At 67.9% G+C, this 20,483-nt stretch carries 13 protein-coding genes, 1 tRNA gene and 1 pseudogene; 9 read left to right on the top strand and 6 right to left on the bottom strand.

The window, feature by feature from the left end; all coding sequences use genetic code 11:
* Positions 1 to 58: 58 nt before the first annotated feature.
* From C5O27_RS12870 to ettA, 3 genes are all read right to left on the bottom strand, one after another.
* Positions 59 to 2,341 (bottom strand): molybdopterin-dependent oxidoreductase, encoded by a 2,283-nt coding sequence (locus C5O27_RS12870; RefSeq protein ID WP_127962866.1) that lies wholly within the window; start codon positions 2,339 to 2,341, stop codon positions 59 to 61.
* Positions 2,342 to 2,422: 81 nt separating this feature from the next.
* A complete protein-coding gene (locus C5O27_RS12865) occupies positions 2,423 to 7,165 on the bottom strand; it encodes an NAD-glutamate dehydrogenase (RefSeq protein WP_164905317.1) in 4,743 nt (1,580 codons plus the stop codon).
* Positions 7,166 to 7,203: 38 nt separating this feature from the next.
* Positions 7,204 to 8,877 carry an energy-dependent translational throttle protein EttA gene (ettA, locus tag C5O27_RS12860; RefSeq protein WP_127962865.1) on the bottom strand — a complete coding sequence of 558 codons (1,674 nt, stop codon included), beginning with the start codon at positions 8,875 to 8,877 and terminating at the stop codon, positions 7,204 to 7,206.
* Between the two features lie 292 nt (positions 8,878 to 9,169).
* On the opposite strand from ettA, the gene C5O27_RS12855 reads away from it, so the two are divergent.
* The 5 genes and pseudogenes from C5O27_RS12855 to C5O27_RS12835 all read left to right on the top strand — a co-directional run bounded on the left by C5O27_RS12855 (position 9,170) and on the right by C5O27_RS12835 (position 14,257).
* Entirely contained in the window at positions 9,170 to 10,162 is a 993-nt protein-coding gene (locus tag C5O27_RS12855) for a glycoside hydrolase family 26 protein (protein ID WP_039880558.1), read from the top strand.
* Positions 10,163 to 10,175: 13 nt separating this feature from the next.
* Positions 10,176 to 11,447, top strand: a complete 1,272-nt coding sequence (locus C5O27_RS12850; protein WP_208651356.1) for a PP2C family protein-serine/threonine phosphatase — start codon at positions 10,176 to 10,178, stop codon at positions 11,445 to 11,447.
* Positions 11,444 to 13,471 (top strand): annotated as a pseudogene (locus C5O27_RS12845) (glycosyltransferase family 2 protein). The gene C5O27_RS12850 and the pseudogene C5O27_RS12845 overlap by 4 nt, the downstream one beginning before the upstream one ends.
* Positions 13,471 to 13,824: an STAS domain-containing protein gene (locus C5O27_RS12840; RefSeq protein WP_127963833.1), complete on the top strand. Its 354-nt coding sequence runs from the start codon at positions 13,471 to 13,473 to the stop codon at positions 13,822 to 13,824. The pseudogene C5O27_RS12845 and the gene C5O27_RS12840 overlap by 1 nt, the downstream one beginning before the upstream one ends.
* 19 nt (positions 13,825 to 13,843) lie before the next feature.
* Positions 13,844 to 14,257, top strand: coding sequence for an ATP-binding protein (locus C5O27_RS12835; protein ID WP_127962864.1), 414 nt, complete (start codon positions 13,844 to 13,846; stop codon positions 14,255 to 14,257).
* Between the two features lie 3 nt (positions 14,258 to 14,260).
* Here C5O27_RS12835 and C5O27_RS12830 read toward each other — a convergent pair whose 3' ends face one another.
* On the bottom strand, positions 14,261 to 14,695 hold the full coding sequence (locus C5O27_RS12830; protein ID WP_127962863.1) for a single-stranded DNA-binding protein: 435 nt from the start codon (positions 14,693 to 14,695) through the stop codon (positions 14,261 to 14,263).
* A gap of 158 nt (positions 14,696 to 14,853) precedes the next feature.
* Here C5O27_RS12830 and C5O27_RS12825 point away from each other — a divergent pair, with 158 nt between their 5' ends.
* Positions 14,854 to 15,444 carry a chorismate mutase gene (locus C5O27_RS12825; RefSeq protein WP_127962862.1) on the top strand — a complete coding sequence of 197 codons (591 nt, stop codon included), beginning with the start codon at positions 14,854 to 14,856 and terminating at the stop codon, positions 15,442 to 15,444.
* Between the two features lie 13 nt (positions 15,445 to 15,457).
* On the opposite strand, the gene C5O27_RS12820 is transcribed toward C5O27_RS12825, so the two are convergent.
* Complete coding sequence (locus C5O27_RS12820) at positions 15,458 to 17,482, bottom strand: bifunctional copper resistance protein CopD/cytochrome c oxidase assembly protein (RefSeq protein ID WP_127962861.1); 2,025 nt, start codon at positions 17,480 to 17,482, stop codon at positions 15,458 to 15,460.
* A 148-nt stretch (positions 17,483 to 17,630) separates the two neighbouring features.
* Between C5O27_RS12820 and C5O27_RS12815 the strand changes: the two genes are divergently transcribed.
* Positions 17,631 to 17,704: transfer RNA gene (locus tag C5O27_RS12815), tRNA-Arg, on the top strand.
* 78 nt (positions 17,705 to 17,782) lie between these two features.
* On the opposite strand, the gene C5O27_RS12810 is transcribed toward C5O27_RS12815, so the two are convergent.
* Positions 17,783 to 18,292, bottom strand: a complete 510-nt coding sequence (locus C5O27_RS12810; RefSeq protein ID WP_075862596.1) for a GNAT family N-acetyltransferase — start codon at positions 18,290 to 18,292, stop codon at positions 17,783 to 17,785.
* A 154-nt stretch (positions 18,293 to 18,446) separates the two neighbouring features.
* Here C5O27_RS12810 and C5O27_RS12805 point away from each other — a divergent pair, with 154 nt between their 5' ends.
* Positions 18,447 to 18,821 (top strand): hypothetical protein, encoded by a 375-nt coding sequence (locus tag C5O27_RS12805; protein ID WP_127962860.1) that lies wholly within the window; start codon positions 18,447 to 18,449, stop codon positions 18,819 to 18,821.
* Complete coding sequence (locus C5O27_RS12800) at positions 18,821 to 20,476, top strand: alpha/beta hydrolase (RefSeq protein ID WP_127962859.1); 1,656 nt, start codon at positions 18,821 to 18,823, stop codon at positions 20,474 to 20,476. The genes C5O27_RS12805 and C5O27_RS12800 overlap by 1 nt, the downstream gene beginning before the upstream one ends.
* The last annotated feature ends 7 nt before the right edge of the window (positions 20,477 to 20,483 follow it).

Genomic DNA, 20,483 nt, shown 5'->3' with positions numbered 1-20,483 from the left:
GAGTCAACCCTACGCACGACGGGCCCCGGCGCTCCGGACGGGCGACGACCGCACGGGCTCAGGCGGGGCCGACCACGACCCGCAGGCCGTTGAGGACGACTGTCCCCGAGAGCGGGTCGATCCGTGTCCCGTCGTTGAGGAAGTTCACGTTGACCCCGGGTTCGGCGGCCGCCACGGAGAGTCGGGTCTCCGCGTCGTCGTGACCCCAGCCGTGCGGCATCGACGCGACGCCCGGCTTGATGTCGGAGGTGATCTCCACGGGGACGGTCAGTGACCCGCCCGCTCCGCGGATCGTCGCGACGCCGTCGATGCCGAGCCGCGCGGCGTCGTCCGGGTGCATCTGCAGGGTGCACCGATTGGTGCCGCCGGTGAGTGCGGGCAGGTTGTGCATCCAGCTGTTGTTGGACCGCAGGTGCCGGCGCCCCACGAGGAGGAGCGACGGATCGCCTGTCGCATGTTCGGCGTGGACCGCGGCGCGCAGCCGGGCGAGGTCCCCGATCAGCGGATCCGGCGCCAACTCGACCTTCCCCGACGCGGTACGGAGCACGCCGGGCAGACGCGGGCACATCGGACCCAGGTCGATGCCGTGCGGGGCTGCCAGGACATCGGCGAACGTGAGGCCCTCCCGCGCACCGAAACCGTCACCGTAGGCGCCGAGACGCAGCATCATGTCCAGGCGGCGCTGATGGCCCGGCGCATCGGGCAGCATCGCCACCAGCGTCTCGACGTCCCGGCCGGCGACAGACGAATGCGGGTCGGTCACCTCCTTGGACAAGGTCGCGGCGATGACCTGCTCGTCGACCAGGCCCGTATCGGCGTCGATGCCCGCCCCGGACAGACCGAGGATCAGGCGACACACGATGTCGATCTCGTCGGGCCGACCGTCGGGAAGCGGCAGCACCCGCGGCGAATAGCGGGCGTTCGCCCGCACGGCGAGGTTGTTGAGGATCGCGTCGAAGTGCGGACTCTGGGACGGACGTGGGGGCGGCAGGATGACATCGGCGTGCCGGGTGGTCTCGTTCAGATACGGGTCGACGCACACGACGACGTCGGCGGCGTCGAGTGCGGCGGCCAGGCGGCCGCCGTTGGGTGCCGACAGGACGGGGTTGCCCGCGACCGTGACCAGTGCCCGCAACTGCCCCTCGCCGGGTGTCTCGAACTCTTCGGCCATCGCGACGGCGGGCAACTCCCCCGCGACCTCCGGATGTCCCGACACCCGGCTGCGCCAGCGGCCGGTCCGGAAACCCCGGCCCGGGCGTGCCGGACGCGGTGCGGGGGCGGTCGGCGCCGTCGGGAACATCACTCCGCCCGGCCGATCGAGGTTGCCGGTGAGGACGTTCACGACGTCGATGAGCCAGCTACCGAGGGTGCCGAACTCGACGACGGTGGTACCCAGACGGCCGTAGACCGCCGCCGACGGTGCCGACGCGATCGCACGGGCGAGCCCGCGGATGTCCTCGGCCGGGACATCGCAGTACGGCGCCACCCGCTCGGGCGTGAGATCACCTATCTCCCTGCGCAATTCGTCGACGCCCTGCACGTGGGTCGCGATACCGCCGAGGTCGTCGGCGACCAGTCCCTCGTCGAACAGGCAGGTGACGATGGCGGCCAGCAACGCGGCATCGGTTCCCGGCCGTGGCGCGAGGTGGGTGTCGGCGAGCCGGGCGGTGCGGGTACGCGCCGGGTCGATGACCGTGAGCCGCCCGCCGCGATGCCGGAGGGCGTTCAGCTTGCCGGGGAAGTTAGCGGCGGTGGCCATGCTCCCGTTGGAGACAACGGGATTCGCGCCGACGATCACCAGGTGATCGGTGCGGTCGAGGTCGGGGACGGCAAAGGTCCCGGCGTGACCGAAGAGGTATCCCGACGCCGCCTGCTTGGGCATCTGGTCGAGGGTGCCGGCGCTGAACACGTTGCGGGTTCCGATCGCACGCGCGAGCAGCGGCGCGTACATGGTGCCCGCGATGGTGTGCGCCGACGGGTTGCCGAGATAGAAACCGACCGACGATCCGCCGTGGGTGTCGATGACCGCGCGCAGACGGGTGACGGCTTCGTCGAGCGCCTCGTCCCAGCCGACCTCGACGAACCGTCCGTCCCGTGTGACCAGTGGACGTTCGAGACGGTCGGGATCGTTGTCGAGCTGAGGGAAGCTCGCCCCCTTCGGACAGATGTAGCCGTGGCTGAACACGTCGTCGGCGTCGCCGCGGGCACCGGTCACGTGTTCACGCAAATGCCCGTCCGCCTCGGCGTGTTCCTCGATCGGGCCGCCGTGGGTGTCGACGACGAGGGACAACCCGCAGGTTGCCTCGCAGAGTGGGCAGATTCGCGGTGCCGTGCGCGTCATGTGCCCAGGCTAGGCCCGGGCATCGGGTCGGCGTGGCCGAAACGGATCAGGGGCCGAAACGGATCAGGGGCCGAAAGGGATTCAGCGGATGACACTGCGGAGCTGTCGCGCGGCGACCGACAGCGTCGCGAGGTCGAGGGTCCCGGTCTCCTCGATCTCTCCGAGGACGCTGCGCACGCGGCTGAGCCGGTTCGACTGGGAGGACTCCCATTCGGCGATCTTCTCGTCGCTCGACTCGTCGGGTTCGCTGACCTCGAGGATCTTGAGGGTGAGCGCCCGTAGCGCGCCGTGCATGTCGTCGCGCAGCGCCAGCCGGGCGAGCGCGTGCCAGCGGTCGCCGTAGTCCAGGTTCGACACCGCCGTCAGCAGTTCCTCGAGTCCGAAGTGCTCCATCACCGCGAAGTAGAGGTCGCCGACCTCCTCGGGATCGCGATCGGAGATCTCGGCGGCGTCGATGATGTCGAGCAGGCAGAACCGGTGGAGGCTGACGGCCACCGTCCGGGCGAGGTCGTCGGGGACCCCCTCGTCGACGTACGCGTGTACCCGGTCGGAGATGTCTTTCGCGGAGCTCTCCCCCAGCCAGCCGTCGACGGCCGCGGACAGCCGGGTGACCCGATCGGAGTAGCGGGTGATCTCGGCGGCCATGGCGAGCGGCTGGGGACGGAACGCGAGCAGCCACCGCGACGCCCGGAACAGCAGCCGTCGGGCGTAGAGCATCATTCCGTCGACGACCTCGGCCGGTGCCGGTGCGTGCCGGATGCTCTCGAAGACGTCGCTCATGCCGAAGATCTCGTTGGACACGACGTAGGCGCGGACACCTTCTTCGGTGGTGCACCCGGTGCCCTCGCTCAACCGGAACAGATGCGTCATCCCGGCGTGACCGATGACGTCGTTGACGAGGGTCGTCGTGACGATCTGGCGGCGTAGCCGGTGGGAGTTGATCTGTTCGCGGTACGTCTCGCGCAGGGCCTCCGGGAAGTAGCGGGCCACGCGTGCGGCGAACACGTCGTTGTCGGGGAGGTCACTGGCCAGCAGGTCCGACTTCGCCTCGAGTTTGACGTGCGCCATCAGGGTCGCGAACTCCGGTGAGGTCAGCCCGCGCTGCAGCTCACCGTCGAACCGCTTGCGGAGTTCGCGGGCCTGCGGGAGGGCTTCCAGTTTGAGGTCGACGCCGCGTTCGCGTGACAGCTGGTCGAGCATCCGGGCGTGGACCTCCACGCGCGTGAGTTCGAAGGTGCGGCAGAAACCCAACTCGGAGTTCTGTGAGATGTTGTCGGCGAGAACGAGATCGGCTACGTCATCGGTCATCGACTCGAGCAGCGGGTCCCGGTCGTCGGTCTCCAGCGCACCGCCCGACACCGCGGAGTCGAGCAGGATCTTGATGTTGACCTCGTGGTCGGAACAGTCGACTCCGGCCGAGTTGTCGAGTGCGTCGGTGTTGATCCGGCCACCCGCGAGATCGAACTCGATCCGTCCCCGTTCGGTGACGCCGAGGTTGCCGCCCTCCCCGATCACCTTGGCACGCACCTGATCACCGTCGACGCGGATCGCGTCGTTCGACTTGTCGCCGACGTCCCCGTGGTTCTCCGTCGACGCCTTGATGTATGTGCCGATGCCGCCGTTCCAGAGCAGGTCGACGGGCGCGAGCAAGATAGCTCGGATCAGTTCGGGCGGCGAGAGTTCGTCGACGCCCTCCGCGATACCGAGCGCTGCCGCCATCTCCGCGCTGACGGGGATCGACTTGCGGTCCCGCGACCACACCCCTCCGCCCTCGCCGATCAGATCGGTGTCGTAGTCGGCCCACGACGATCGCGGCAGCTCGAACAGGCGTCGGCGTTCGAGGTAGGACCGGTCGGCGACGGGGTCCGGGTCGACGAAGATGTGCCGGTGGTCGAAGGCGGCGACGAGCCGGATGTGCTCGCTGAGCAGCATCCCGTTGCCGAACACGTCCCCGCTCATGTCACCGATCCCGACGACGGTGAAGTCCTGCGACTGGGTGTCGACGCCCATCTCCCGGAAATGCCGTTTGACCGACTCCCAGGCACCGCGCGCGGTGATGCCCATGGCCTTGTGGTCGTATCCGGCCGAGCCGCCCGAGGCGAACGCGTCACCGAGCCAGAAGCCGTAGGACTGTGACACCTCGTTGGCGATGTCGGAGAACGCCGCGGTGCCCTTGTCGGCCGCCACGACCAGATAGGTGTCGTCCTCGTCGAGCCGGACCACACCCCGCGCCGGGATGACCTCCCCGGTCGAGCGATCGATGTTGTCGGTGATGTCCAGCAGACCGGAGATGAACTGCCGGTAGCAGGCGATACCCTCCTCGCGCTGCGCATCCCGGTCGGCTGCGGCGTCCCCGGTCGGCGCCGGCGGACGCTTGACGACGAAGCCGCCCTTCGCGCCGAGGGGGACGATGACGGCGTTCTTGACGGCCTGTGCCTTCACCAGACCGAGGATCTCGGTGCGGAAATCCTCCTTGCGGTCCGACCAGCGCAGCCCGCCGCGTGCCACTGCGCCGAACCTCAGATGGACGCCCTCCACACGGGGCGAGTAGACGAAGATCTCGTGCAACGGACGGGGTTCGGGGGTCTGCGGGATATCGCGAGGCCGGAGCTTGAACGAGATGACCGGACGGTGCTCGAGATCCCGTTCACCGGTCGTGACGAAGTAATTGGTCCGAGACGTCGCGGCCATGACCGCGGCGAAGGCCGACACGATGCGATCGGCGTCGAGACTCAGCACCGTGCCGATGTCGGCGCGGAGTTGTCCACTCACCCGCTCGCGCCGTTCGGGGTCGGCGGCGGCCGGGTCGAAGGAGGTCACGAACAATTCGACGAGCCCGCGCGTGATCTGCAGATGACGGCCCAGCACATTCGCGACATGGGCGGTGCTGTAGGAGAATCCGCACTGCCTCAGGTACTGCCCGTACGCGCGCAGCATCGCCGCCGACCGCCAGTCCAGTCCGCAACGGATGATCAGCTCGTTGTAGTCGTCGACTTCCGCTGCGGCGAGCCAGATCTGACGGAACGCCTCGGTGAAGCGCTCTTCGAGGTCGTCGGCATTGTCGAGGTCCACCGACATCCCGGCGGCGAGCTGCACGATGAACTCGTAGGCCCAGCAGACGGTGTCGTCGGACCGCCGGATCTCGTACGGATGTTCTTCGAGAACATCGAGGCCGAGACTGTGCAGCACCGGCAGGACATCGGTGAGGGTCGCCGACTCCCCGCACAGGTAGAGGGTGAACCGCCAGCGGTGGTGGTCGCCCGGCCCGCGCTCCTCGGTGGCGTCGAGTGTCACCGCCAACGCGCCCGGCTCGAGGGAGACGACGTGGATCAGATCCGCGAGGGCGTCCTGGGGTTCGCGGAGTTCCTTGTAGTCGTCGGAGAGTGAGGGCAGTTGCCGCAGAAGGAGTTCCGGTCCACCCGAGACCGATCCGGAGCGGTCGCCGAGGTTCGCGGCGAGTTCCCGGACACGCTCGTCCCATCCTCGGATCGCCGCCGCGAGCGCCGCCTGCATCCGTGCGTGCGCGGGCGATCCGGTGTCCACCGATCCGAGTTCGGATGCGGCGCCCGGCTCGATACGCACCAGCACCTGCAGGAGCGCGAGCGGCATCTCACTCACACGGGCCGTGTATTCCAGTGCGCTGCCCTGCAATTCATCTATCAAGGCACGTTCGAGGGCGAGTCGATTCTGGGTGTTGTAGCGGTCCCGGGGCAGGTAGATGAGGGCGACCGCGGTCTTGCCGTCGAGACTGGTACGCACGAACAGGCGCAACGACCGGGTCGCGACCGCGTCGAGCATCTCGGTGACACGACGGGCGAGCTCGTCGGTGGTGGAGGCGAACATCTCCACCACCGGATAGTTCTGCAGCAGCTCGATCATGGACTGTCCGGCGAAGGAGTCCTCGTCGACGCCGGCGCGCGCGAGCACGTCGTGCACCTTGGTGCGCAACACCGGGACGTCGAGCACTGTCTGGTGCAGACCGGAAGAGGTCAGCGTGCCGAGGAACCGGTGCTCACCGTCGTAGTTGCCGTGCGAATCGAAGGCCGGGACCTGCAGCAGCACAGGGAAATTCGACCGTTGGATGCCGGTGGCGACGAAGATCCGACTCGCTCGTGGGAGCAGTGGCCGCGTGGTCACCGACGGGAAGTCCCGGTTGATGGAGTCGGTGCGCCAGACACCGAGCCGCTCGTCGCCGTCCCCGGCGCCGTCGGTGCCCACCCGGGTGTAGCCGAGGGGGTGGAAATGGTTCCCGGCGAACCATTCGAGGAGTTTGGCGTACTCGTAGCGGTCGGTGTTGCGGATGCCGGTGGACTCGCGCACCGGTGCCACCGACAGGTCGGCGGCACAGGATGTCATCCGCGACCGCATCCGGGCGGCGTCGTGGTCGACGTCGCCCACCCGGAACACGACCTCGAGGAGGTCCGATCGGAGCACATCCGGGTCGACGCCGGGATGTCCGGCGAGCCCGCCGACGAAGATCCAGGACTCCCAGACGGCGCCGGGCCCGTCATCGATCGCCTCGAGCCGGCCGTCGGTGTCGCGTTGCACCGGCATGACCGGATGGTCCATGCGGTCGATGGAGAGGTCGTGTGCCTCGACGGTCGCCAGCACCGCCTCCACGAGCATCGGCATGTCGTCGTTGACGACGACGATCTCGACCGCGCCGCCCTCGTCGACGGCGACGTCGACCAGTGCCTGGCCGGGATCGCGCCGGGTCGCGACGTCAAGGTGACGCACCACCTGCTCGGCGGCGCCGTCCGCCCCGGAGCCTTCGGCCCGGGACTTGAAGTAGTGGTTCACCGCGTCCGGCACGAGTGAGGTCACATCGCCGATGCTAGTCACCCGTGCCGGACGGGCCGGTATTAATCGCGGGTGAGTTTGCGGTGGGTCACCCGGTGCGGGCGTGCCGCGTCGGCGCCGAGTCGCTCGATCTTGTTCGCTTCATATGCCTCGAAGTTGCCCTCGAACCAGAACCACTTTCCTTCTTCGACGTTGCCCTCCCACGCCAGGATGTGGGTACAGGTGCGGTCCAGGAACCAGCGGTCGTGGCTGATGACCACGGCACAGCCGGGGAAGTTCTCGAGCGCGTTCTCCAGCGATCCCAGGGTCTCGACGTCGAGGTCGTTGGTCGGCTCGTCGAGCAGGATCAGGTTGCCGCCCTCTTTCAGGGTCAGTGCGAGGTTCAGGCGGTTGCGCTCACCACCGGAGAGCACCTCGGCCTTCTTCTGCTGATCCGGGCCCTTGAAACCGAAGGCGCTGACGTAGGCGCGCGACGGCATCTCGTTCTGCCCGACCTCGATGAAGTCGAGTCCGTCGGAGACGACCTCCCACACGTTCTTCTTGGGGTCGATGTTGGCGCGCGTCTGGTCGACGTAGCTCAACTTGACCGTCTCGCCGACCTTGACGGTGCCCGAGTCGGGCTCCTCGAGACCGACGATGGTCTTGAACAGCGTGGTCTTACCGACACCGTTGGGGCCGATGACGCCGACGATGCCGTTGCGCGGCAGCGTGAAGGACAGGTCCTTGATGAGGACGCGGCCCTCGAAGCCCTTGTCGAGGTGGGAGACCTCGACCACCACATCGCCGAGACGGGGCGGCGTCGGGATCTGGATCTCCTCGAAGTCGAGCTTCCGCGTCTTCTCGGCCTCCGCGGCCATCTCCTCGTAGCGGGCCAGGCGGGCCTTGTTCTTGGTCTGGCGGGCCTTGGAACCCGAACGGACCCAGGCGAGCTCTTCCTTGAGGCGCTTCTGCAGCTTCTGGTCCTTCTTGCCCTGGACCTCGAGACGCTCGGCCTTCTTCTCGAGGTAGGTGGAGTAGTTGCCCTCGTAGGGGTGCAGCTTGCCGCGGTCGACCTCACAGATCCAGCCGGCGACGTGGTCGAGGAAGTACCGGTCGTGGGTCACGGCAAGGACGGCGCCCGGGTAGGAGGCGAGGAACTGCTCGAGCCACAGCACCGACTCGGCGTCGAGGTGGTTGGTGGGCTCGTCGAGGAGCAGCAGGTCGGGCTTCTGCAACAGCAACTTGCACAGTGCGACGCGGCGTCGCTCACCACCGGACAGGTGGGTGACCGGCGAGTCGGCGGGCGGGCAGCGCAGGGCGTCCATGGCCTGCTCGAGCTGCGAGTCGAGGTCCCAGGCGTCGGCGTTGTCCAGGTCCTCCTGGAGTTTGCCCATCTCTTCCATCAGCTCGTCGGAGTAGTCGGTGGCGAGCTGTTCGGCGATCTCGTTGAAGCGGTCGAGCTTGACCTTGATCTCGCCCATGCCCTCTTCGACGTTCTCCTTGACCGTCTTCTCCTCGTTGAGCGGGGGCTCCTGGAGGAGGATGCCGACGGTGGCGTCCGGGTCGAGAAAGGCCTCACCGTTCGACGGCTGATCGAGGCCCGCCATGATCTTCAGGATCGACGACTTACCTGCACCGTTGGGACCGACGACGCCGATCTTGGCGCCCGGGTAGAAGGACATGGTGACGTCGTCGAGGATGACCTTGTCGCCGTGCGCCTTGCGCACCTTCTTCATGGTGTAGATGAACTCAGCCACGTGAAAACTCCTTCGGACCTGCTCGATGCGGGTAGATGTCAGCAATTGGAGATGCTCTGGCGCACGCACGGTCGGTGCGCATACATAGGCCCCAGCCTAGTGGTCGGCCCCGGCGGGCCCGTCGCCCGGTGACCCGCTCCGCCCGGACCGGGCCGCGCATTTGGCCGGATGCCGGGCGCGACGCACGGTTTGTCGCGAGAATGGTTCGCGTCGGCGTGGGCCGACGACGGGTGTGTGAGTTGTGGCGCCGGGCGAGCACAAGTGCGGCGCCGGGGTGAGCGATGGGAGTGTCATGCGCTCGGTTGGTAGGTGGACGGTGCTGACGGTGGTCGTGGGCGTGATCGTCACGTCGATGGGTGCCGTCGGCGCCTGTGCGGCCGAGCCCCGGCAGTGTCCTCCGACCATCTCGCCGCTGTACGGTCCGGCAGGCTCATGTCTGCGGTTCGGCATCACGACGCCGAGCGGCCCGCTCGAGCCCGCGGAGGTCGCCGGCGTCACCGCGCTGACCGGGGTCTCTCCGACCATCAACATGTTCTTCGAGGACTTCACCGCCATCCCACCGATCGCGGCGCTGAACGCGGTGATCGGCGCAGGGGCCGAGCCGATCGTCACCTGGGAGCCCTGGCGGCATGTCGGCGACGGCACCTACGATCGTGCCGCGTTCTCGATGTCCTCGATCGTTGCCGGAACGCACGACGACTACCTGTACCGCTGGGCCGACGAGCTCGTCGCCTGGGGTTCGACCGTCTATCTGAGGTTCGCCCACGAACCCAACGGCGACTGGTACCCGTGGAGTCCCGCGGGTGGGACGCCACCCGAGCTGTACGTCGCGGCGTGGCGCCACGTCCACGACCTTTTCGCGTCGAAGAACGCGGTGAACGTGAAGTGGGTGTGGGCGCCGAATGTGCCCATCTCCGACGCTCCCCTGTCCCGCTGGTACCCCGGCGCCGACTACGTCGATGTCCTCGGCGTCGACGGCTACAACTGGGGCTCGGTACCCGGCCACCGATGGACGTCGCCGAACGACCTCTTCGGGCCCTCTCTCGACCAGCTGCGCGAACTCGCGCCCGACAAACCGATCCTCGTCACCGAGGTCGGTTGCGCCGAGGCCGGCGGTTCGAAGGCCGACTGGATCGCAGATCTCGTCGACTACCTCGACGAAGCCGACGGGGTCACGGGTTTCGTCTGGTTCGACCACGACAAGGAAGCGGACTGGGGTCTGACCAGCTCGCCGGAGGCGGGCCAGGCAATGGCACGCGCACTAGAGGAAGTGGGATTGCGGTGAAGGGAATCGAGCGGTGACGGGGGTCGAGGCGGACAGTCCGGGTCAGGTCGCGGTGGACGAGACACACGCGCGGATCGATCCCGACGTCGAAGAAGCGCGTCTGCGGTCGGTGCAGCAGCTCAACCTGCTCGACTCCGAGCCCGAGGACCGGTTTGCGCAGATCACCCGCATGGCCAAGGCGGTGTTCGGTGTACCGATGTCGACGGTGTCTCTCCTCGATCGGGATCGGCAATGGTTCAAGGCGGTCGACGGCATCGAACTGCAGAACCAGCCACGCGAGCAGACCGTGTGCCAGGTGACGGTCGCGCGGGCCTACACGCGCCCTGCCGACCCGGCGCTCGTCATCGAGGACGTCTCGACGATCCCGTTCTTCGCCGAGATACCCCAGATCAGCGGGGAGGGCGGAATCCGTTTCTACGCCGGGTATCCGTTGTACGGTCCGGGCGGTCACCCGGTGGGCACCTTCTGCGTCTACGACACCCGGCCCCGGCAGCTGACCGCCGACCAGTTGGCCGCGTTCCGCGAGCTGGCGGCCTGGGCGCAACGCGAGATCGAGAACTCCGACGATCTCGAACGCGCCGCGAAGGTGCAACGTCAGTTGCTCCCCCCACCGCTCGGTATCGTGCCCGGCTACTCCATCGAGACGATGTGCCTCCCCGCGTTCGCCGTGGGCGGCGACTTCTACGACCACTACCCCTGCAACGACGGACTCGTGTTCACCGTCGCCGACGTCATGGGCAAAGGTCTGGGAGCGGCGATCCTCACCGCGACCGTGCGGTCGGCGATGCGCGCTGCCTCACGCGCTTTCGATGCTGTCTGCGTGGATACCCCAGAACACGATCTCGGCGAGGTGGTCGAGACGGTGGCGGGGCAGCTCGCCGAGGACTTCGCGGGCACCGAGACCTTCGCGACGCTCTTCCACGCGCGGCTGCGGACCCGAGACGGTCACATCGACTACGTCGACGGTGGGCACGGCCTGGCGACCGTACGCCGCTCCGACGGCCACTGCACCGTCCTGCACGGCGGCGGACTCCCCATCGGCATCCTGCCGGAGGACACCTGGCGGTCGGCCGCAGTCGATCTCGGCCCCGGCGACATGCTCGTGATCGCCTCGGACGGTCTCCTCGACCTCGTTGCCGGCGGCGACGCGTTCGAACTGCTCCGAATACTCTCCGGCACAAGCACTCCCGCCGCGGTGCGGAGGAAGGTCGAGGAACTGGTGGCCAGTCTTCCTCCGGTCGACGATGTCACGCTCGTCGCGATCCGGCGGGACGATGCCGGATGAGCGAGAGCCTCGAGGAGTCCACCCTCGCGCGGACCGCCCCGTCACCGTGGTTGCGGCTGCTCATCGTCGTGGCCGCCGTGCTCGGACTCAACTACATCGTGTGGCGCTGGCTGGCCTCGGTGAACTGGGAGGCATGGTGGATTGCCGTACCGCTGGTCGTCGCCGAGACCTACAGCCTCATCGACTCGCTGCTGTTCGGGCTCACCATGTGGAAACTGCAGCACCGTCCCGACCCTCCACCGCCACCCGCGGACGCGACGGTCGACGTCTTCATCACCACCTACAACGAACCGATCGACCTCGTGATGAAGACCGCGCTCGCCGCCAGGGCCATCACCTACCCGCACACCACCTGGATTCTCGACGACGGTGACCGCGCCGAACTCGCCGAGGCCGCGCACGCGGCCCGCGTCGGTTACCTGACCCGGTCGTCGAACTGGCTGGACAAACCGCGACATGCGAAGGCGGGCAACCTCAACAACGCGCTGATGCAGACCGAGGGCGAGTTCATCCTGATCCTCGACGCCGACCAGGTTCCCGAACCTCAGATCCTCGACCGCACGCTCGGCTACTTCCACGACGAGAAGATGGCCCTGGTCCAGACCCCGCAGTACTTCGTCAATGTGCCGCCCTCGGACCCGCTCGGATCGCAGGCACCCCTCTTCTACGGGCCGATCCAGCAGGGAAAGGACGGTTGGAACGCGGCCTTCTTCTGCGGCTCCAACGCCGTGCTGCGACGGGAAGCGTTGATGCAGCTCGGGATCACGCAATACGTCACCGCCGTCGAGGATGGCGTCGACCGTGCCCTGCGCACCGCGCGGACCGTGCTCCGCAAAACCAGGCGTCGCGTCCGCGACAACGCCCCGGCACTCGCCGCACTCGACCGGGTGGATGCCGCGGTCAAGGAGGCGCGGACGCAGCTGAAGAACCGGGAACCGCTGGCCGACATCACGTACCGATTCCAGGCGCGGGTCGACGAGGCCGCCCGCGGACTGGTCGACGCCGATGTCGAGGCGATGCGCGCTGATCTGGAGGCGATCGAGGCCCTCACCGAGTTCGGCGAGCGGGAAGCCGGCGCCGGGGCACTCGACTTCGACGCACTGGCGGTTCTGGCCGATCGCGAGTGGTCCCCGCTCGGCGCCATCGAGTCGATCCGTGCGCTGGTCGCGGCGGTCGACGTCGGCAGATCCGATGAGGCGCAACCGATGTTGCCCCTCGCGACGATCTCGGTCACCGAGGACATGGCCACCTGTATGCGGCTGCATGCCCTGGGATGGAACTCCGCCTACCATCATGAGAACCTCGCCTACGGACTGGCTCCCGAGGACCTGAAAACGATGCTCACCCAACGCCTTCGGTGGGCTCAGGGCACCATCCAGGTGATGCTGCGAGAGAACCCGCTGGTCCAGAAGGGGCTGACCGTCGCCCAGCGACTCATGTACTGGGCGACGATGTGGAGCTACCTGGCCGGCTTCGCGGCGATCGCCTACATCGCCGCCCCGGTGGTGTACCTCGTACTGGGAGTTCTCCCCGTCCAGGCCTACAGCTGGGACTTCTTCCTCCGCCTCATCCCGTTCCTGGTGATCAACCAGGTGCTGTTCCTCGTGGTGGCCAGAGGCACCCCGACCTGGCGCGGGCAGCAGTACAGTCTCGCGCTGTTCCCGGTCTAGATCCGGGCCTGCACCACGGCGTTCCGCAACGTCTACCTGAACCGGCCCTTGGGCTTCGCGGTCACGCCGAAGACGAAGCAGTCCCAGGACGCGTTGCCGTGGCACCTCGTCCGTCCACAACTCGCCGCGATGGCCCTCCTCGTCGTGGCGTCGGTGATCGGCATCGTGCAGTTGTGGCGGGGCGCGATCTCCGTTCTGGGCGTGGGCGTCAACCTGTTCTGGGTACTGTTCGATCTGGTGATCCTCAGCGTCGTCATCATGGCGGTCCGCTACCGCGGTCACGACGAGACCACTGCGGCCGGTACCACCGCGAACGACTCCGCCGCCGACAGCTCCACAGACGAAAGGCCATGATGACGACCTTCGCAACCCGCGCCGTGAACGGTGATGCCGTGGCGATCACCCCCGCCGGCCGGCTCAACATGGTCGCGGCCCCCAAGCTGCGCGATCAGTTGCACGAGCTCGTCGGCGCCGGATCGCCCCGGATCGTCGTCGACCTGTCCGGGACCGACTTCATCGACTCGTCCGGTCTCGGAGCGCTCGTCTCCGGGCTGAAGGTGGCGCGGCAGGCCGGTGGAGATCTGCGGATCGCGGCTCCCACCGAACAGGTCGTCACCGTCCTGGAGTTGACCAACCTCAATCGGGTTCTGCGCGTGCACGAGTCCGCGGACTCCGCGTTCGGCCCGGCCGCGGAGACCGTCGGATGAGATTCGCCGGGTCACCGTCATGACCGAGCGGACGGGAACGCGTGTTCTCGAGGAGGTCACGTCCGACGGCACCCTCGAACACATCCACGGGTTGCTCGCGGATCTGTTGCGCGACTGCTCTGTCGACGACATGGACGCCCTCCAGTTCGAACTCGCCCTGGCCGAGATCGGCGCAAACATCATCGAGCACGCCCGTGACGGGAGCACCGTGCGGCTCCGACTCGAGGTCGAGGTGACCGCTGACCGAATCGAGGCACGCTACCGCGATGACGGCCACCCGGCTCGCGTCGACCTCGACACCGTGAGCCTGCCCGACGATGTCGCCGAACGAGGACGCGGACTCGCCATCGCCGTCAAGGTCCTCGACGAGTTGTCCTACCGCCGCTCCGACGGACACAACCTTTGGCGGCTGGTCCGCAACCGGACCGCGTGACCCTCACGCGGCCGTCTGGGTTTCCGCCTTGTCTGCGGCGGCGACCGGAAGTGCGGCCGCGACGTCTCGCTCCGACGACGGCGTGCCGCGGTAGGTGACGATGCAGCGACTCAGGTCGAGTCCCACGGCGACGGCGGTCATCTCGAGGTCGGAGCGGCGCGACCCGTCGGCCGTCGGGTACTCGTTGGTCTTGATCTGACCGTGCGCCATGACGGGCCTCCCCTTCGCGATGGCGAGGCCGACGCCGGCGAGGAGTCGGCGCCAGCAGCTCACCGTCAGATACAGCGTCGGTCCGTCCACCCATTCGCCGCTGCGCTTGTCGATGCGGCGCGAGGTGCAGGCCACGCGGAACGAGATCACGTCCTCGCCGGTGGTGGTCTGGCGTCGGCGGGGCTCGGACACAACGGTTCCGATGACGGTCGTGTACGTCTCAAACATGGTCGTCTCCTACTGGTGTCGGCCACGGGAAGTGTGGCCGCATCAGCATCTCCCCCGGCGTGCGTCCGAGACGGGGACCTGATCGGGCTGTGGAGAACTCTCCGAGGTTTACCCACAGATCGCCGGTACCTCTGGCGTTCCGCCCATAGGATCGCGATATGCGACTGCGAGGGTTCCTGGTGGGTCTGATGGCGGCCTCGACGTTGGTCGCGCCACCCTTGTCCACGCCACCTCTGTCTGCGGCGGCGCCGTCCCCTGCTTTGTCGGGCTTGACCGACGCGGTCGCCGGGCGCCTCGCGCTGGCCGACGCGGTGGCCGCGTCGAAGTGGGCATCGGGCGCCGCCATCGACGATCCCGCGCGTGAACAGGTCGTCCTCGACACCGTGTCTCAGCTCGCTCTCGACCGGGACCTCGACCCCGCCTACGTACGCAACGTGTTCCGGGATCAGATCGAGGCGAGCAAGACGGTCCAACGAGGGTTGTTCGCCCTGTGGGAGTTGCCCGGGCCGACAGCTCCGCCCGCGACACCGGATCTCGGTCCGGTCCGCGCGGCGATCAACGAGTTCAACGTGGCGATCGTCGACGAACTCGCGGCCTCACGCGACGTCGTGACGACCCTGCGCTGCCCGCCGGAACTGGCCGTGTCGAGTGCTCGATCCGCCGCCGGCGCCGGTTTCGACCCGCTGCACGTCGCCGCCCTGGCCCAGGCCGGTGAGTCCGTCTGCGCGGTCTCGACGGGATCGAGCTGAATCCTGTTGGAGCTCAGCCGCGTTTGTTGAGCTCCTTGAGCATGTCGTTGTAGTTCTCGAGCTCGGCGTCATGGTCGCGGGCCGCGTTGCGGTCGTAGCGCTTCGCCTGCCGGGTGTCGCTGCGCTGCCATTGGACCAGCAGGGCCAGCATGATGACGACGAGCGGGATCTCGCCTGCCGCCCAGGCGATTCCGCCTCCGGCGCGCTGGTCGTCGAACAGGTTGTAGGTCCACGGCAGATTGAGTCCGCGGTAGTAGTTCTCGGCGATGACGGCCGTGGTCATCATCAGTGCCACGCCGAAGAAGGCGTGGAACGGCAGCGACCCGAGGACGATGCCGAGTTTGGCGACCGGTTTGACCTGTCGCGGTGCGGGGTCGATGCCGATGACGAGCCAGTAGAACAGGTATCCGCTGAGCAGGAAGTGCAGGTTCATCAGCAGGTGAGCCGCGTGGTACTCGACCACCGACTCGTACAGCCCGCCGAGGTAGAGGATGTAGAAGCTGCCGACGAACATGATGGCCGCGATCAGCGGGTGCGTCAGGAAGCGCGACGGCCCCGAGTGCACACCCGCCTGAATCCACTCGCGGGGTCCGGGAGGGTTGCCGCGACCCGCCGGCGGGAGGGCGCGCAGCGCCAGCGTCACCGGACCACCCAGGACCAGCAGGACCGGGATCATCATCGACATCAGCATGTGGGCGATCATGTGGACGCTGAACATCGCCGGTGCATACCGGCCGAGACCCGACGAGGTCGCCAGGAGCAGCAGCAGACATCCGAGAAGCCACGCGAAGGTGCGGCCGATCGGCCAGTCGTCGCCGCGTCGCTTCAGTCGCACGACGCCGCGGATGTACACCACTGCCAGGACGATGGCGGCGAGACCGAAGATCAGGTCGAATCGCCACTCGGTGAAGAACCGGACGAAGGTCGGCGGACCGTCGATGTCGTAGCCGATGGCGTTCTCGACCGGTGAGACGTTCGCGGTGTCGAGGGCCGGCGGCGGGGTCCGGCTCAGGCCGACCGCCAGACCGAAGGTCGCCGCGAACACGGCCAGCTCGACAAGACCGAATCGCACGAACAGCGACGGCCGCTCCTCCGACTCGAGCTGGGCGATGGTCACTCGCCGGTGCCACGCACCGAGCGCGCCGAGGACGACGAGTGCCGCCACCTTCGCCATCACGAGACGCCCGTAGGTGTCGGAGAAGAGCTGATCGAGGGGCACGCGCACGGCGGCGTTGATCACGCCGCTGAAGCCGACGACGATGATGCACCAGAACGCGACGCGCGAGAAGCGTCGGACCGCCAGTCCCCGCCACCGCCCGGACGCGAGCGCGTAGACGACCACCGCGGCGAGCCCGCCGAGCCACAGTGTCGCGCCGATCAGGTGCAGGATGAGGCTGTTGGTGGCGATGTCGTGGTTGCCGCCCGACGACGAATGCCCGGCCAGTGCCGACGGCATCAGGCTGAAGATCGTGAACGCGATGACCGCGACGGTCGGCCCCCACTTGAGGATCGTCCGCGCGATGATCGCGGCGACCAGCGCGAACACCGCCGTCCAGAACCAGGTGCGCACCTCGGCGACCTGACCGTATGCGTTGATCAGGTTGGCCGGTTTGATCGCCTCCGACAGCGGTGATCCGCTGACCTCCGACGCCGACAGCGGCATCAGCAGAAGCGCGCACACCGACCACACCAGCGCCGACGACGCCGCGATCCGGATGGCGCGATAGCCGCCGACGTCGAGCACGTTGTCGGACTGCGGCGGCACGAAGAAGGCGGCGAACACCGCGCAGCCCAGCGCGATCGCGGCCGCGAACTCACCGATCGCGGTCAGGGTCGGCAGGCCGTAGGTGGTGAGCGGCCCGGGATCGGGGACGCCGGTCAGCTTGAGCGCGGTGGACGCGGAGATGGCGGTGACGGCGATGGCGACGATCGCGGCGAGCCATCCCGACGCCCAGAGGACCGCGGTGACGACGCCGCGCGGTTCGGCCATCGCGTCGCGATTCTGATCCGGCGTGGCGGACGTCGTCGAGCGGGTCATTCCTCAACTGTAGGTCCGGGGGCCGACGCCACACCCTCCGACCTGGTACCGCCGTGGTCTGGGGCACATCCGCGGCGAGCTCGAGGGCATGTCGTAAACTCCATGTGCCCGACGCCCCGTGTCCTCGTGCCACGACTGCGCCGAGCACGCCTCCGTAGCTCAGGTGGATAGAGCAAGGGCCTTCTAATCCCTAGGTCGCAGGTTCGAGTCCTGCCGGGGGCACCGTCACATCCCTGCCGACCTCCGGTCGGTGTGCGCCCACTGAGTTCGAGTGAGATCCCGGAGGGCGCACCGTCAGCATCAGATGCCGAACGGCGCCGCGTAGCGCACCGTCCCGGACGGGACGTCGGTGCCGTCGAGGCTGAGTACCATCAACGCCTCTTCGGGCACCTCGATGCTGAGCCGGATGCCATGGTCGACGGCTCGTCGGAAACCGAAGCGCGGGTAGTAGTCGGGGTGGCCCAGCACGACGACGGTGCTCTCCCCCATGTCGCGCGCCGCGTCGAGGGCGGCGATGATCGCGGCCGAACCCGCCCCGGTCCGCTGGTATGAGGTGGCCACGGCACACGGTGCGAGGCACAACGCGGGGGCATCGTCGACGTGACAGCGTGTCAGCAGCGCGAAACCAACCGGACGATCGTCGGCATCGACGGAAACGATGGAGAGCCCGTCGAGCCAGGCCGGGTCGGCGCGGAGCGCGTCGACCAGCTCGGCTTCCTCCGACGTGGGAAAGGCGTCCGCATTGATCTCGTGGACACACGCGACGTCGTCGGGCCGTTCCGCCCTCGTACGCCAAGCCTGCTGCGGCATCGGCGGCTCCCATGTCCTGTGTCGAGTGCCCCCAACGTAGCCCCCGCGCGTGGTCGCGGAGAAGCGGTTTTCGGAACCGGCGAGGCGCGCGGCGCGTCCAAGAATCGCACCACCTCTCCGGGTGGTCGCAGTCCTCGAAGAGTGACGGAGGATCATGCCATTCCCGTTCCCCATTCCCTCACCCGTTCCGCTCGTCCCCCAGTGGTTTCCCCGATCTGATCGCAGAAACGACTCGGAGAAGGATGTTTTCGGGATTTCGCCGGACGAGATCGAGGCGGTCGTCAGATCGTGGCGCGCCAACGGCATCGCCATCCACGCGATCGATACCGCGACCCTCGGCGACGCCCGGGGCTCATCGAGTCGGGTGGCCCGTGCACTCCGCGACACCGCCGGACCTGCCCGTCGCGCCGTCCAGTCGATCGGCGACCGCCTCATCGCGATGAGCGAGATCCTGGCCACCTTCGAAGCGACGACGACCTCGACGGACGCCCGAGCTGCCGCGACGTTCGAAGCACTGCGGGGCCGCTGATGCGCCCCACGATCTCGGCGCTGCGCGCCTGGAATCCGCAGTCCTTCGCCGACGCGGGATCGGCCGCATCGACCGCGGCCGAATCTCTCGACACCGGAATCGACCGCGCCCGGACGGCATTCGAGTCATCCGACTCGTGGCGTGGACGCACCCGTGCCGCCGCACACGACCGTATCCGGCAGGAGCACGACCACGCCGGCGAGGTCCGCAACGCCCTGCAGATGGTCGCCGACGAAGCATCCGACGCCGGGACCGATCTCGCATATGCGCGCGAGCACGTGTTGCGTCTCGTCGACGCCGCAACCGGCGCAGGTTTTCGCGTCGCCGACGACGGCACGGTCACCCATCCCGATCCCGGCCGGGTCACGGCGGCCGCCGAGTTCAGCGGCTCGATCGAGTCCGGTCTGGCCGCCGTCGACGGTCTCGACGAACGCTACGGCTCCCGACTCGACGGGCTCGCGACCGACCTCGCGTCACTGGTCGACGGACAATCCGATGTGACGCTTCCCGGAGATCAGGTCGTGGACGCCGACGCTGCCGTCCGAGTGCTCGAGTCACTCACTCCCGACCAGGTCCGCGACATCCTCGAACAGATGGCACCCGACGACACACGACGCCTCATCCAGGCGAATCCGCATGTGCTGGGCAACCTTCCGGGCGTTCCCTTCGACCTTCGCATCCAGGCCAACGAGATCAACATCCGCAACGCCCTGGTCGACGAGATCCAGGCCGGCCGAAGCGAGGGTCGTCGTGCCCGGACGTTGCGGGACATGTTGGCGCCGCATGCCGGGCGCGAACGGCAGTTCATCACCTTCGTGAACACACGGCAGGGACGTGTCGTCGAGATGATCGGATCGCTGCGTCCTGACACCCGGAACGCCACCACGTACGTCCCTGGCACCGGGACCACCCTCGACACCGCCGGCGGCGACAACCGCCGCGCCGCAGCCCAGCTCGCCGACCAGACCAACGGCCCGGTGTTCCTCTACCTCGACGGCGATCTGCCTTTGGATCTCCGCGCGGCCACCAGTCCGTCCTTCGCCGACGCCATGGCACATCGGCTCGAGCTGTTCGGAACCGAACTCGACGCCGAGATCGCCCGCCACGCACCCGGCGCGAGCACCACCTACATCGGCCACTCCTATGGCGGGGTGGTGGTCGGCACCGCCGAGCAGCTGGGCCTGACGCCGGACCGCGTCATCTACGCGTCGTCGGCCGGCACCGGGGTGCACGATCTACCGCACCCCGGCGGCGTCGAACGGTATTCACTGACATTTCCCGGCGACCCGATCCACTACGCGCAGTCCCTACCCGGGAACCCGCATGGCTCCGACCCCGACTCCGCACCCGGGGTGACGCGTCTCGACACCGGTACGGTCCAGATCGACGAACGCACATACGACAGCGGGATCAAGACCCACGGCGGCTACTGGAACGACCCGCACTCGACGGCCTTCCGGAACATGGTGAAGGTCATCACCGGTCAGCAACCCGACCTGTACGTCGCGCGCAAACCCGACGTCCCCGAACTCCCGCCACCACCGCTCGGCGCACCCGCACCGCTGTGGTGGCTGTATCTGTTCAACGACCGCGCCGACGGAGACATCGACCTACCGGGGCCGATCCCGGACATCCCGCTGAAACTCCCGTGGTGACGACCAA

Source organism: Gordonia alkanivorans (assembly GCF_004011905.1).
Lineage (GTDB): Bacteria > Actinomycetota > Actinomycetes > Mycobacteriales > Mycobacteriaceae > Gordonia > Gordonia alkanivorans.
The sequence above is the reverse complement of the archived record's forward strand: the minus strand, read 5'-3'. Positions and strand labels throughout refer to the sequence as shown.

Bases quoted from the DNA above. Each gene is read 5' to 3' on its own strand.
- C5O27_RS12870 (WP_127962866.1), bottom strand. From the start codon at position 2,341: ATGACGCGCACGGCACCGCGAATCTGCCCACTCTGCGAGGCAACCTGC.
- C5O27_RS12855 (WP_039880558.1), top strand. From the start codon at position 9,170: ATGCGCTCGGTTGGTAGGTGGACGGTGCTGACGGTGGTCGTGGGCGTG.
- C5O27_RS12840 (WP_127963833.1), top strand. From the start codon at position 13,471: ATGACGACCTTCGCAACCCGCGCCGTGAACGGTGATGCCGTGGCGATC.
- C5O27_RS12835 (WP_127962864.1), top strand. From the start codon at position 13,844: ATGACCGAGCGGACGGGAACGCGTGTTCTCGAGGAGGTCACGTCCGAC.
- C5O27_RS12830 (WP_127962863.1), bottom strand. From the start codon at position 14,695: ATGTTTGAGACGTACACGACCGTCATCGGAACCGTTGTGTCCGAGCCC.
- C5O27_RS12825 (WP_127962862.1), top strand. From the start codon at position 14,854: ATGCGACTGCGAGGGTTCCTGGTGGGTCTGATGGCGGCCTCGACGTTG.
- C5O27_RS12820 (WP_127962861.1), bottom strand. From the start codon at position 17,482: ATGACCCGCTCGACGACGTCCGCCACGCCGGATCAGAATCGCGACGCG.
- C5O27_RS12810 (WP_075862596.1), bottom strand. From the start codon at position 18,292: ATGCCGCAGCAGGCTTGGCGTACGAGGGCGGAACGGCCCGACGACGTC.
- C5O27_RS12805 (WP_127962860.1), top strand. From the start codon at position 18,447: ATGCCATTCCCGTTCCCCATTCCCTCACCCGTTCCGCTCGTCCCCCAG.
- C5O27_RS12800 (WP_127962859.1), top strand. From the start codon at position 18,821: ATGCGCCCCACGATCTCGGCGCTGCGCGCCTGGAATCCGCAGTCCTTC.